Annotated in this window: 3 protein-coding genes; all 3 read right to left on the bottom strand. The window is 40.5% G+C overall.

Features of this window, described 5'->3' with window-relative positions; translation table 11 throughout:
- Positions 1-258: 258 nt before the first annotated feature.
- The 3 genes from AC23ME_RS15530 to AC23ME_RS15520 all read right to left on the bottom strand — a co-directional run bounded on the left by AC23ME_RS15530 (position 259) and on the right by AC23ME_RS15520 (position 15,216).
- Positions 259-6,693, bottom strand: a complete 6,435-nt coding sequence (locus AC23ME_RS15530; protein WP_487728692.1) for a T9SS type A sorting domain-containing protein — start codon at positions 6,691-6,693, stop codon at positions 259-261.
- Between the two features lie 201 nt (positions 6,694-6,894).
- Positions 6,895-10,881: an autotransporter outer membrane beta-barrel domain-containing protein gene (locus AC23ME_RS15525; protein ID WP_487728691.1), complete on the bottom strand. Its 3,987-nt coding sequence runs from the start codon at positions 10,879-10,881 to the stop codon at positions 6,895-6,897.
- A gap of 186 nt (positions 10,882-11,067) precedes the next feature.
- A complete protein-coding gene (locus AC23ME_RS15520; protein WP_487728690.1) occupies positions 11,068-15,216 on the bottom strand; it encodes a LamG-like jellyroll fold domain-containing protein in 4,149 nt (1,382 codons plus the stop codon).
- Between the last annotated feature and the right edge of the window lie 131 nt (positions 15,217-15,347).

The following is a 15,347-nucleotide window of genomic DNA, read 5'->3' as shown; positions in this document are numbered from 1 at the left end:
TTTTACAAAGGTTGTGGTTTTTGGCTACGTTGCCTTGCAGAAGTTAATAGCCCCGACAGTAGTGGAAAGCCCGCAAAGGAGCTATGCCGCAGGCAGCGAGTGCGGACTTGGAACAAATGGCGGGACTATCGGTAGTTTTTTGCAGCCGTTTTTGCGCTTCTAAAAAGTAGAATAGGCAACAAACATTTTAGGATAATTAAAAGACCAAAAAAAAGGGATGTCAATTAATGACATCCCTTTTTTATTGCTTAATCTCTATTATTGTTTGATCAACTTCATTTGACCTACACGTTGAGTTCCGTTTTCGTAAACCTCTACAATGTATACTCCTGATGCGAAACCGGTAATATCTAGGTCTTGTCCAGACAGCAACTGTGCTTTAGAAAAATCTTTGGTTAATACAACCTGACCAGTAGCGTTTACAATTTTTAAGGTTTGTTGCTTAGCTTTTAAAACACCATTAAACTTCACCGTAAATTTAGAAACTACAGGATTAGGGAATATACTCACAAGCTCTGTAGCATTGCTTAAGCCACCGGTGAAATTGATTACCTGAGGATCTGTTGTACTAGATGTGTTATCCTTATCGTGCTGCACCAATCTGTAATAATTGTTGCCCAACATCGGATTTCTGTCGATGTATGAGTAAGCAGAGCCACTGCCTTTGGCATATTCGGTTTTTAGTTTCTCAAATACTTTATCATCGCCAGCTCTTTCTACTTCAAATCTATCATTGTTAGTTTCTGTTGCAGTGCTCCATTTAACTTGTACGCCCTCATTAACTTTAGCAACAGTAAACGATTTATAGGTTACCGGTAAGGTATTAGGCGCTTCGAAAGATACGCTGAACCTATTGGCGCCAAAGCTAGCTTCTACATTTTTATCGATTGTAAAATTATGTTGCGTACCATTTGACACGAAGCTTGAAGTTTGCAAATGGTTATCTGTTAGCTTAACTAAATAACCAGATGGCACATTGTTGTAACTTACTTCTAAAATGTAGTTTCCAGCAGCATTTAGTGGATCAATATCAAGTTTTACACTAGTATTAGCTGTAACCGCTGGCATATAATTAATTACCGTTCGTTTATTATCGTCAGTTAAACTAGACATATAAACTTCACTGCCTCTTAAATAATCTACATCTTCATTAGCTACATATGCCGCAGATTTACCTGCCTTAAATACCACAACACTCTCTACCTTAAAGGGTGAGTTTTCTTTTTTCAACCAAGTTCTTAGTTCGGTAGTTGTTGTAAATGTAGAGTGGTTATTTGCCGCAGCCATTTTTGAGCTTCCGCCAAAAGCTACTAAATCGTCTCCTACAGGAGCAGACATTAGTAATACAGAAGGCATATTATTTGCTTTATGGCTTTCTGTAAAGGTAAATGAGCCACCTCCTGCTTTAGATCTAACAAAAAATCCCTGACCTGCAGTAATGTATCTGCTACCATCATTTGCGCTTGCTCCTGCTCCATCACCTGTATTGAAACTGTACGTTGCATATTGCCTCAACGCTGGATTCCAAACCTGTACGACATTGTTTTCTAAATCACTGGTAGCACCAGAGTTAACTACCGCATTCCAATCTATACTTGAAGCATAAGGATTTCCTAAAAAGTTAAATCCAAATATACCAGCAGCATAATCTAAAGGAACGGTAACATTTTGCTGGTTAAGCACTCCATCAAAATCCATTACTACACTTTCTGGAGCAGAATATCCAGGAGAGGTAAATTTAGCTGTAAGGTTTGAAGTTCTGTCACCACGATACAACACGTATACACCCCTACCGGCAAGAACCGGTGTTGTGGTGTTAGGGAATATTTTAAATCCGGTAGTTGTTGCATCGTAGAACCATGCACTAGTTGCACTGTTTCCTACCTCGTCAAATCCGTTTACAGCCTTACCTGTAATGAGAATATCGTCTGTAAGCTGAGCTACATTATAGGTATTAGATCCTAAATGTATAGGTGAAGAGAACATTCTATACGTTCTGTAAGGATTTACAGCACCACCAGTTACAAAACGTTGTACTGTTACGTTTCCACTAATTGATGATCCGCTAGGAATTGCAGCAATAGTACCTGAATTTGAGACATCAGACAATACTGTTAAGTTTCCATTAGCATTTAGAACAGTGTTTGCACCCATAGTTAATACGCCAGTAGTAGCCAAATTAAAGTTGCCACTTGTTAGCGTTTTAGTACCGCCATTTGTAAATGTAACGTTACCAAATCCTATTGCTGGGCCAGCATTACTTAAGCTTTGTGAGCTGCCATTGTAAGTTACGTTGACTGTTCCGCTACCCAGTGCGAAGGTTCCACCGTTTACTGCAAAATCTCCACCGAATGAAATAGCTTGTGTACCACTTGTTTTATTGGCACGAACATTACCTGCAGTTTGAACATAGTTTCCTGTTATAGTAATTGTACCACCAACTGAACCTAAATTAAGTGTTCCAGTGTTTGTTCTAGTTACTGTAAAGTTTCTTGCACTGAAACCACTTAGTAAAGAAGGACTTCCTGCTGCGGTTTGAGGTGCATTCCAAATAAAGTCAGAAAATGTTTGGTTACTACCCAATACATTGCCAGCAAAATCAGTATAACCTATAATTTCGCAGATAGAGCCCGTAGCCCAATTAGCCGTAGGGATAGTACCACTTGCAGTGGTGTAAGCATGCTGATACCTACCTGTTGATGCAAATTGTAATGCACCAGTTGTGGTAATAGTCCTACTGTTATTTGCTCTAAGTGTTCCTTCCACAATAAAATCTGTAGCTGCGGCACCATTCGCTATGGTTAAGTTACCAGTAGTTAAAGTTACCTGCCCACCGTTTTCTATCTTCGTATCATCTATAGAAAGCGCTGCAGTCACATTGATTACGTGGCCACCCCTAACCTGTACACCAGCCGAAGTAGCGTTTGGAAATAAGGTAGATGGTTTCCAGTTATTTTGGCCATCGGCAGACGATTGCCAGCTAGATGAATTATTCCAATTACCAGCACTTACATTACTTCTAAAAAAATCTGTACTTAAACTAGGAGCGTATACTGCTATTCCAGCAGTAGTGTACGCCAACTTAGCTACATCGGTTACATCGGAAGCGGTAAGCGTATTACTAGTACTTTCGGTATTCATAGTTACATTAAAGGTAGTAGAGCTATTTACAAGTGCTTTATCAGCAGGCAATGTTGCCCCCCCTTCAGAAGATGTAATCCGAACTACATCGATAACACCCGAAACTGCATTGAATGCCGCATCTGTAGCCCTTACAGTTATACTAAAAGGTGTGCCGACACCCTGATTAGCTGGAGTACCCGTTTTTCCGTTCGGATGCGCAGCTGCAAAAGTCTCCCCAGGCAACAAGATCAACAACCTTGTAAATGGACCTAAGTTAACTTGGAAACCTGGGCTAGTATTTGCTGTTTTTGTGCCATCGCTAACATCATTAACACGCAAAGTACGGTTTGCTGTGGTGCTTACCACCCTATAAGTGGCTGCAGTGGTTAACGTACCGTTATTAAGTGCCGTTGAAGCAGGCACTTGGGCATAAATATCATTAGTAGATGCTGTAAAGCTTACTACATCGGTTACTCCATCAATTTTGTTCCATGCGGCATCAACTGCATTTACCGTAACGTTAAATGGTACACCAGCCACTTGTTCGCTTGGCGCTCCCGTTTTACCCGTAGAGGTACCCGGAGCAGCAGTTTCACCTGGCAACAACAATTGTAGTTTAACAAAAGCTCCCATTACCACAGTTACATTACTACTTACAACAGGAGATACTGCGGCAGCCACATCAGTAGCAGTAATAGTAGCATTTCCAAGAGTTCTTAGCGTTACACTAAAGTTTCTAGTACCAGTGGCAGAAAGCGCTGCATTTGCAGGCACGGTTGCATTGCCATCAGTTGTTGTAATTGCAATAGTAGGTGAAACAGAAACCCTGTTCCAATAAGCATCTACCGCATTTACCGTTACATTAAAAGCAGTACCAGCATTTCTGTTTGTTGGACTACCAGTTTTACCAGTAGTTGTACCTGCCGCTGCAGATTCTCCTGGCAACAAGATTTGAAGTTTTGAGAAGATATCAGCTCCAATTGCTACAGCGGCACTTATGTTAGCCGTCTTTGTTGGGTCGGTAAAATCACTTGCAGTGATTGTTCTATTTCCTCCAGTGATTAATGTAACTGAAAATTCTATCTCTCCATCTGCCTCCATTGCCAAATCTGCAGGCATGGTTGCGTTAAGGTCTGTCGAAGTTAAACGAACCATATCTGTTACGCCGTTGATCAAGTTCCAAGCACCATCTACCGCCCTAACACGTACCGTAAAAGGCACACCTGCAACTTGAGGATTAGGAGTATTAGTTTTACCTGTTGCACTTCCTGGGTCGGCAATTTCGCCAGGCAATAACACCTGTAGCTTTGTGAATACGCCTCCGATTACGCCGACATCACTACTTCCAGCCCCAATACCTACATTAGTAGTGTTGCTGGCCGTAACAGTCATCGTTCCTGGCGTTCTCAATGTTATATTAAAGTTTCGAGTTCCACTTACTGGCAACACCGCCGAAGCTGGAAGTGTAGCACTTGCGTCAGTAGAAGTAATTGTGATGATATCGCTATTACCTGCAACTCTATTATTGTAAGCATCAACTGCAAAAACCGCAGCTGCAACTTGTGTACCAGCATTGATAGCTGTTGGCGTACCTGTTTTACCTGTAGCAGTTCCAGGCGCCAAAGTTTCGCCTGGCAATCTTACCAGTAGCTTGGCATATACGTCTGCATTAACCAAAACGTTAGGGCTTGTATTTGCTGTTTTAGAAGCGTCGGTAAAGTTACTTGCAGTAATCGTTCTATTTCCTCCAGTTACTAGGGTGACAGAAAATTCTATCTCTCCATCTGCTTCCATTGCCAAATCTGCTGGCATGGCTATGTTTAGGTCTGTTGAGGTTAAACGAACCACATCTGTTACTCCGTTGACCAAGTTCCAAGCACCATCTACCGCCCTAACACGTACCGTAAAAGGCACACCTGCTACTTGCGGATTAGGAGTATTAGTTTTACCTGTTGCACTTCCTGGGTCGGCAATTTCGCCAGGTAATAATATTTGAAGCCTAGTAAACACACTATTTACATTTACCGTAGTACTCCCCGATGCAATTCCGTTATCGGTATTATTACTTGCGGTAATTGTTTGTGCTCCAGGAGTTCTAAGTGTTACACTAAAATTTCTTGAACCATTAGCTAGAAGCACATTGGTAGCCGGCAGGGTGGCATTTCCATCGGTGGTACCAATTGCAATAACATCTGCATTACCAGCTACACGGTTCCAATTCGCATCAACTGCGTAAACAGATGCATTAACTGCAGTACCTGCGCTAATTGCATTCGGAGTACCAGTTTTACCAGTAGCAGTTCCAGGTGCCAAAGTTTCGCCTGGCAATGTTACCAGTAGCTTGCTGTAATCGCCTGAGGTAACTGTCAAATTAGTGCTTGTACCAGTTTTAGCATTTGTGGCATCATTTGCGGTAAAATTTCGTGAACCCGCTGTAATAAGCGACACACCGTTAAATGTAACCACACCACCTGATAGCGCTATACTTCCTGGCATTGTCGCATTGGCATCATTACTTGAAAGGCTTACCATGTCATTAATAGAAATGGTATTGCTGTAAGCATCAGTAGACCTAACTTGTACATCTACAGTTTGACCAGATGTGATCGAAGTCGGTGTATTTATCTTTCCAGAGGTAGTACCCGGATTATATGTTTCTCCTGGAAGTACAATTAGCAATTTGCTGTATGCTGACGGAATAACCGTAGTCAGTCCGCTGACATCATCTTTAGTATTATCTCCTGTAGAAGCACTAACAGTGGTTGCGCTACCAGCGGTTCTTAACCTTGCGCCCGTAAAGCTTCTTACACCTGCAACTAAAGCCACATTGTTAGTGGTGAATGCCGCATTAACATCGTTAGTTGTCAATTGCACAACATCAGTCCTAGAAGTAACCACATTAAAATACTGATCGACTGCTCTAACGCCAATTGTAGAGCTAGCGTTCGAAACAATTGAACTCGCCGTATTTGTATTACCCACTCCCGCTACAAAAGTATGTCCGGGCATGGTGATCAGCAATTTCTGGAAACTGCCTTCAGTTTCAGACAATGGTGCAACTACTGCGTTATTTGCGAAACCATTAATTGTTCCATTAGTGCCCCCGAAAGCTGTACTACGCCTTAAAGACGCAGCCGTAGTTTCTTTTAATGTTGTAGTAGATTGCACCTCAATTCCAGAAACGGAGATGAAATTATTATCGGCACTTGTGCCTACCACCGTATAGGTGATAGTGATTACATTACTTTGCACCAACATAGTTGCAGCAGTAATATTAGTTCCACCAAAATTTAAAGTTCCAACACCAGGATTTATTTGCCAATGTGCTTGTGATGGCACGATATATATTTTTCTGTTGGCGCCAACAGAAAACTGCCCGGCGGCTTGATCTTCAATTGTAAAGGTTCCAATATTTGTATAGCCAGGAGCAGTTCCACCTACCGCTTTTTCGACCGAAATGCCTTGTCCATCGGTAGCTTGGATAATACTTACCTGCGCCAGCGCACTGGAAACACCAGCAACAACAAATAACGACAATAAAAGAAACTTAATTCTAGTAAAAATTTTCATAGGCTATAACTATTAAGCGCTGTCTTAGTCTTCCACAAGGCTGCATTACCCTGTAAATCAAATAATTTCGCTAAAGTCGAAAAAAATATGGACTTAAACAATACTGGAATACCATTAAATTAAAAATAGTATAAACACGCAAAATTTGCCGTAAAAACACGCATTTTACTCAGGGCATGGTCATTTTGAAAGAAGCCCTTTTTACTTTTTAATAATTTTTACCACCCCTAGCTGATTACCATTAGCGACATCAACTAAAGTAGCGAAATAAATACCCGCAGAAGTAGAAGGAAAGGCTGACGAATAACCATTAAAGATTTCAGCTTTACTAAGCACTTTATTAAACACCTCTTTACCCGTAACATCAGACAGTTTCATACTGAAACGATCAGCACTCAAATCACCATTAAACTTCACGGTAAAATTAGTTTCAACAACTGTTGGATATACGGAAAGTTGGCTTGATACATTTTCGTTCAACTGATGTCTTACCGCAACTACTTTATCGTGAGCATTAGATTTTCCGTCTTTATCTATCTGATACAATTTGTAGTAATTATTTCCTGATAACGGAGAAACATCCAACCATTGATAAGTACCATTCGAATTAGGGACTATGGTACCAATTGGTGTGAATATCTTTTCTTCTCCCGCCCTTCTAATCTCAAAATGGCTATTACTTTGTTCAGAAGAAGTTTTCCATTTTAACAATACCCCTTGATTGGTTTTATTGCCATTAAACTCAGTGAAAACTACTGGTAAAGTTGTAGGAGGAGATATAAGAATTTCGAACCTATCTCCCATAGTTGCGGCCTGTGCCTTATCTACGGTTAAAGCATAAGTCGTCCCCTCAGCACTTAAATCAGTAAAGGTATTTAACAATTTATCTCTCAATTTCAACTCATATCCCAGAGGGACATCAGCCAGATCAATTGTCATCTTATACCCTCCATTGTTAGACATATTCACATCCAAATTAACTACCGACAAGGTAGAAATATGTGGCATATAATTGATAGCCATTTTTTTGCCTTCTGCAGAAAAACTCGACAAGAATACAGCTTCCCCACCCGTCCTTTCTACATCATAACCTGAAAATGTAGCCAGTTCATTTTTTTGAAGAAGTACTAGCGTTTCATCTTGGTTATCAAAACCATCTCTTTGCAGCTTAATCCTAACCTGCACAGGCGCTTCTTCAATTACGCTATTAGAGGTTGAGAAAGAACTTTCGATAGCGTTATCTCTCACACTCATCACTTTGTTATATAATGGCACTGATTGAGCAACATTGCTAACTTTTGAATTTTCGGTAAACGTTACGTAAGGTGATGAATTATTAGTTGTTTGTACAAAAAAACCTTGACCTGGGCCAATGTATCTAGCACCCCCGTTTATACCATACTGGCCATTATGAGTTGCATATTGTTTCTTTTCTGGATTCCAAATTCTAATCGTAGCTTCTACGTTACTACTTTTTTGAACCAAAGTCCAGTCTATAGTTGCAGCGTAAGGATTGCCCAAAAAGCTAAAGGTTGTACTGCCATGTGTTAGAGGTACATGAACAGATTGTTGGTTTAACCCACCTTTGAAATCCATAATAATTGTTTCTGGATCTACATAAGGGACCGACACTTTTGCCGTACCATTAGTTCTGTCTCCACGGTAAAGTATATAGGCACCACGACCCACATCTACCGTTGTATTGATACTTGGGATTGCAACGAAACCATTATTGTAAGTCCAAGCACCTGTTGCACTATTGTTGATCTGATCGAAACCGGCAGATTTACCCGTAATCAGCATGTTATCGATAAATTGTGCAAAGCTATAGGTTTTATTTGCGCCGTTGTTATCGTAAACTGGCGAAGAAAACATTCTGTAACTGCGCCACATATCTTTAGCACCTCCTTGTACGTAACGCTCCACAGTAACACTACCTTGAACAGATGATGAACTCGGAATAGCAGCCACAGAAGCAGAGCCTAATGCACTAGCCTTAAGCGTCAATTTACCTGAAGTTTGCAGTATAGTATTTGTTCCTAAAGTGAGAAAGCGACATACTGCCAAAGCAAATTTGCCATTGCCTGCCAATGTCTTTGTACCACCAGTTAGCGAAACATTTCCAAAAGTGACGCCATTATCGTTATCACTGGCGGCATCGGTAATCGTTTGATCAGCACCATTAAAACTTACTGATCCGGTTGTCAAATTAATCTTACCGCCAGTCGAATTCCAATTACCGCTTACATTCAAAGTTCCATTACCAATCTCTTTTGTACCAGCACCAGAGAATGAGATATTTTTATATGATAACGTTGTGTTAATGGTTTGCTTCACAGCAGCACCGTAAACTACTGTACTGGTATTATCAAGTGTTACGGTGTTTGTAGATGCTGCAAGACCAAAAGGCGATGCTCCGGTTAGCGTTAGTGTAGATCCAGCCCCTAATGCAAAAGTGGCAGTATTAGTTCCTGACGTTTGGATAGCATTTTTGATGAGCAAATTTGTACTGTTCGCATTAAACACAACTCCAGTAGTAGTAGAGTTAAGCAGTAAGTTAATGGCATTTAATCTACCAACGTTTGCCGTAGTAGTTTTAACGGGCGTAGCCGACGGCCTAGCAACAAATGTACTTTTAACGTCTAAGGTTCCGCTACCGCCTATAGTTGCTGTCGAATTATTTTCTAAATTATTATTAACTGTTAATACTACGTTCGCGTTTATGGTAAGTGTAGTAGATGCAGCATTGACATTAGTTCCAAATACGACATTACCAACTGTTTGTGTAGCCGTTACCGTTGGATTTGGTTTATTACCGTATGAGACAACACCAATACGGGCTAAGTCGTTAACACCTGGCACTCCGACTGGCGACCAGTTATCTGGGTTAGACCAATTTGAATTGGCATTACTAGCTCCTGTCCAATCTTTTGTGCTCCCTGAGGTTGAATTACCGCTAGCAGTGTTAGATGTACTACCAGTAGATACGTAATTTATATTGGTGTTAGCACCCTGTATTGTAGTAGTACCAGTAAATGCAAACGAGGAGTTAGTGTTTGGAGTTGCGCTCACATTAACCACTATAAAGTAATATTTAGCGGCAGCTAAAGAACCATCAGTATTGCCCACGGAATGGAATCTGTCCATTGGATTCGTATTACTATAGCCACCACCGCTAGTTCTTTCAATGCTACCGTTGTAGCAGTTTAAAGTAGCGATCTGTGAGTCATCAGTATTACCATAATAACTATCACTAGATTTGTACAACCTTGCGGAACTAGTATTTACAATAGATGTAATATTGCCCGTTAGACTTGCACTAAATTGATAGAAACTAAAAAGCCCTCTCGACATTGCCACTAGTCCATAAATAGCAGCATTTTGTTGGCCAGCATACAATGGGTTACTTATACCGTTCTCGGGACTATTTGCGCCTGTGAACATCAATTCCATGGTGTACATCTTCAGCTCATCAAACATGAAGCGACCAGCTTGAGTAGCGCAAACTTCTAAACCACTATAACCATAATTAGAAAATTCAGACAAATTAGTATTACCTCTAGCCGTTGATGCTTCAGTTTGTGATGAAGTATATTCATCTACGAATAGCGTAAATTTATTGCTATCTTTAGTTCTTTGAACCCGTACCGCATAGGTTTTATCGGATGATGGCAAAGTATAAGACGCCAATTCGGTTCCCCACCATTGGTCTTTACGATACATCAGCTTTATTGCTTGACCTATTTGTGTAATATAATAACCTTTTCCGCTATAAAAATCAGGTTTTTCTGCCATTATCCAAAAACGCCAAGCATTCGTACCATTTGTTATTGGATTCCACCCTGAGTTGTCTGCACTTAAAAAGTTACTCTTATATAAAAAGGTCCATTCGTAACCATAAGTAGCAGAAGAGAGTTGAGTATTTGGGCTTATATTACCAGCTATTCTATAACTACCTACATTACCGTTAGCGGTTGAGGAAATGCTGTAACCATTTCCAAAAGCTAAATTTGTAGCATTTAATGTCATTGACGCAGCGCCAAAAGAGGTAAATCTAGAACCTACGGTTTCGTCATCAAAGTTATTGTAATAGTAATTAGTAGCATTATATTCTTGCGCATTAACTGAGTTTTCCGCAAAACAAAATAAAATAACTACAATATATAAAAGCGTGTTTAGTCTTTTCATGATATTTTAGAAAAGTCAAAACACAAGCCATAAAACGCAAAAACTACTTTACAACTTCAAAACCAACATTTGTAAACAAATAAGGAATAAACCCCTGAAAATCACACTGGAAAATATTTCCTAAAACGAGAAACATTTTCCCCACAAAACTATTACAATCTTTTATTTACTATGTAAAATAAGTAGTTAGTGTAATTTCAATATCTTCTGCTCTGTAATGATTTTCCCCGTGCCAAGTTCTACCAACCTAACTACCAACACACCAGAATTTATTCCCAAAACATCTACCTTTAATCCGCTCAGTAAAGCCGATTTTGACGCCCTCAAACTCTTGACTTTGTTTCCGATCATGTCGTACAAACTCAATTCATATATTTCTTCCGATAGATCATCAACCTTAATGGTAAAATTATCTACTACAGGATTTGGATAAATCACAACAGAGCGATGCTCACCAATTATAAAGTTAACCGTAATTGGTTTTGCTTCTGCTTCAGTGCCATCAAAATCTACCTGAACCAGCTTGTAGTAATTACGACCAGGCAAAGGAGAACGATCTATGTAGGAATATGTTCCCGCTCCCTTTGGTGAAATATCAGTCAAAAATTGATATACCCCATCTTCTGCCGCACGATATATTCTAAAACCTGAGTTGTTTACTTCTTCTGATGTTTCCCAAGTAAGCAAAACCCCATCGCTTTGCTTTTTACCACTGAAGTGTAACAAGCCAACAGGTAGTACATTAGGAGGCGCTACAATGATGCTAAACCTTCCTGCGCCAAATGTTAGGGAATTCGCTCTATCAATATTAAAACTATAAACCGAACCAGAAATAATTGGAATTGTACGGTTCAAATAATTATCCTTCAATTCTAACGAATGCCCTTGATGATACTCGCTCAAGTTGAAATTCATCAAGTAATTTCCGGTTGCGTTTGCCGATACGCTCATAGGGATTTCCATGATACTAGATGAAGGGGGTAAGAAATTGATCGCCAGCCGTTGGTTATCGGCAATTGTTGAGATATTAACCACCTCTCCGTCAAATTGTGCAGCATCTTCGTTAGTAAATGCCAAATCACTATTATGATCGAAAACAACCACCATTTCACTTTCGCCAAATGAAGCAATTGGCTTCAAGCCGATACGTAGTAAGCTTCTCTCAACTATAGGATTTTGGGATACTTCAAACTGCGAAGAATTTTCTGTTTGCCTATTTGCAGACATTAGCATAGGAGGCTGTTCCGTTGATGCTTTGATATTTTCTTTGAATTTTATTGCCGTAGTTCCTAACGCTTGTACAAAAAAGCCCTGACCAGAAGATATATATCTACTTCCATCTAAAGTGCTTACATTATTGATATATGTAGCATAGCCTCGTGCCACGGGATTCCATATCCAAATAGCATTATTCACATTACCTTTATCAGCTCCCCAATTAGGCGAAGACCAATCGATAGTTGCCGCATAAGGATTTCCCAACAGATGAAAGCCAACAGTACCCAGACCTACTGTAACGTCTTGCTGGTTAAGCACACCTTCAAAATCCAATACCACATTCTCTACATCTACATAAGGAGATACCGTTTTACCAGACAAATTATCTCTGTTTCCTCTAAATAAGAAATACATGCTTCTTCCGGCATTTACTGAGGTACTAATGCTAGGAATAGCAACATATCCTGCATTATAAGTCCATGCACCTGTGCCATTGTTATGACTATTATCGAAACCATTGGCAGATCCATCTTTGCCTGTAATGATTACATCATCTATTAATTGACTAAAAGCAGCGGTTCGATTTCCTTGCACATCGTTGCTTCTAAACTCCGTTGTATTGTCATACACTGGCGAAGAGAGCATGCGATAACCCCTATAAGGATTTTTTGTCCCACCCCGCAGATACCGTTCTACAAACACCTTACCTCTTACGGAAGCGGTGCTCACTATTGTTGCTACTTGGGCAGTTTGTGAAGCACTTGAGGCCAACGTAAGATTTCCGTTCGCATTGAATATCCCGTTTGTTGCGGTGAGCACCCCCGTTAATCTTAATGCACCGTTTAGCGTTACGCCGGCGGTATTGTTGATCGTTAAATCTTTAATTAAATTACCTGCAAAAACATTGGCAGGTATCGTCTGTGCAGTAGCTCCATTAAAAACCACGCTACCATTGCTAACAGTAATTGTTCCGCTATTGGATATTGCTCCTGCTACAGAAAGCGAATTAGTTATGGTAACGCTGGCAGCGCTTTGTACGGTTAAATTATTTGCTGCCTGATCGGTGCTAACCGTTGGATAATTACTACGACCAGAGGGAACCGTAACATTTACTGAAGCGGTAGGCACCACCCCATTGCACCAATTTGCTGCATTTGACCAATCGATGTTTGTACCCCCTATCCATAGACCTGCTACCGAAGACGACACCACATTTGTTCTTGCAACATCTGTACAGCCGCCAACGTTGACCGTTACATTGTATGTACCCGCAGCAGCCAGAGCGTAGGTTAAAGTTGGGTTTTGAAGACCGGACGTGAAACCGTTAGGCCCCGTCCAACTGTATTGAGCCCCAGCAACTGTTGGTGCAGTTAATTGAAGTGTTGTACCTACGCACACTGGCCCATTATTTTGCACGCCATAGGGCGAATTATATAATGTTGCAATTTCTGACGCAGAAAGTATCCTATTAAAAATGAAAGCATCGTCTAAAGCACCTTGGAAGTAACTTGAAGTTGGCGCTCCGGGCCATGCAACATTGAAAGTTTGCGCCGCCATACGCCAATATCCTGTAAAATTTTCGGCACTTGTACCATCTGAATTTGTTAAAACGAGAGCACCATCTAAATATAAAGTAATGCCCGCCGAAGAAGACATGGTTGCAGTTGCCTGATGCCAATTTCCATCATTATACGCAGTAGTTGAATTTACAGTTCTAACCACTCCTCCAAAAACACCAAAGTGTATTCTCCCATCATTGCCCATGTAAATATGGCGATCGTGGCTACCGGTTAATCCTGTTTGGCTGCTAGTAAACCCTATAAGCGAACCTCCCGTGGTAGTAGTGGTTCTAAACCATACTGAAATCGTAAAATTGATTGGATTTGCATAAGAATTAGTTGTAGAAATATACTGACTAGTTCCATTAAAATTTAGTGCGCCATTTGATACACCATAGCGATCTGTAGTAGCAGTGGGAGCACCTTGTAGCGTACCATTGTTAATGTTATAAAAATCAGTTGCACTACCATTTAGCCTATAATTTGCAACGATGTTGGTAGTCGGTACTTGCAAGATGTTAAATGTAGCACAATTTGAAAGCGTAACCCTCGATGCCGTCGCCGCAGCACTTAGGCTTTCTCTTACCGCATGAACTCTGTAAAAATAGGTAGTGTTTGCTGCCAGCCCTGTTGCTACATATGTTGTCGTATTTGCTGCAGTAGTGGCTAAGTGAGTAAACGGGCCACTAGCTGACGTAGCCCTATAGATAGCGAACCCTAATTCATCAGAAGAATTATCTGTCCAATTTAACGTCATACCAGTTGTTCCTACACCAGAAAAGGTAAGGTTTGTGGGTGCAGAGAGCGCAGTTACAGCTACCGGATTAAAATTATAGGTTCTACCAGTAGCTGGTTTTGCATTTATAGAAGCATTTTCGCTCGACGAACTGAAAGTTGCGGTAGCATTAGTAAGGTCTGTAATTGAAATATATGCCCCTCCACTTGTTGTAATACCAACCGAAGCACTAGGATTAGTAGGTGCCGGGGTTAACAAAGGATTATTATAGATGAACTCTATTCGCCCTGTAGCTTCATAAAGCTTTACCTGAAATCCTATAATTATTCCGTTAGATGCGGCCGTCCATTCCATCCCATCCCACTCGATTGTAAAAATACGACTTCCGATAATGCCAGTGCGCTGTACATAAATACCTCCAGATAATATACCAGTATATACTCTTAAATCGTCCCACAACGGCGCAAGCACTGGCCGAGTTCCTCCAGAAGTTAAGCTGTTTTCAGCCGCGTAATTTCCACTTAGTATATCGCTCCCCAAAGCCAACCAGCCATTCGTACTAGCTGAAACAGTTGAGTAACGTGCACCCATGTACCAGAAATCAAAACCAATATTAATACCATTGTAAGCACCTTCGTTAGTAGAGCCAATGGTTCGATTAACAGCCTGCCCACCACCTAAACCAGCTATACTTATGTAGGCTCCAGATGATGCGGTCAAACTTGGGTTATACCTACTAAACACTTGCGCATTAGCATTTAAACATATAGACACTAATAAGGACAAGACAAAAATCCTTGAAAAAAGTAGAGAAGCTGCCATACATTTTGTTTTAAGTTATAGCACTTACAAATAGATGAAGAGAGGCAAACGCGTTAAAAACAATAGATAGCTGCATGTAATGACAACACTTCAACTAAATGCAAATGCATTAATTAAAATTTTGCGGCACT

This window comes from Pedobacter sp. T50_32, assembly GCF_057652195.1.
The sequence above is the reverse complement of the archived record's forward strand: the minus strand, read 5'-3'. Positions and strand labels throughout refer to the sequence as shown.

What these genes read in the sequence shown, in the direction of transcription:
- AC23ME_RS15530 (WP_487728692.1), bottom strand. Translation starts at nt 6,693, where the DNA reads ATGAAAATTTTTACTAGAATTAAGTTTCTTTTATTGTCGTTATTTGTT.
- AC23ME_RS15525 (WP_487728691.1), bottom strand. Translation starts at nt 10,881, where the DNA reads ATGAAAAGACTAAACACGCTTTTATATATTGTAGTTATTTTATTTTGT.
- AC23ME_RS15520 (WP_487728690.1), bottom strand. Translation starts at nt 15,216, where the DNA reads ATGGCAGCTTCTCTACTTTTTTCAAGGATTTTTGTCTTGTCCTTATTA.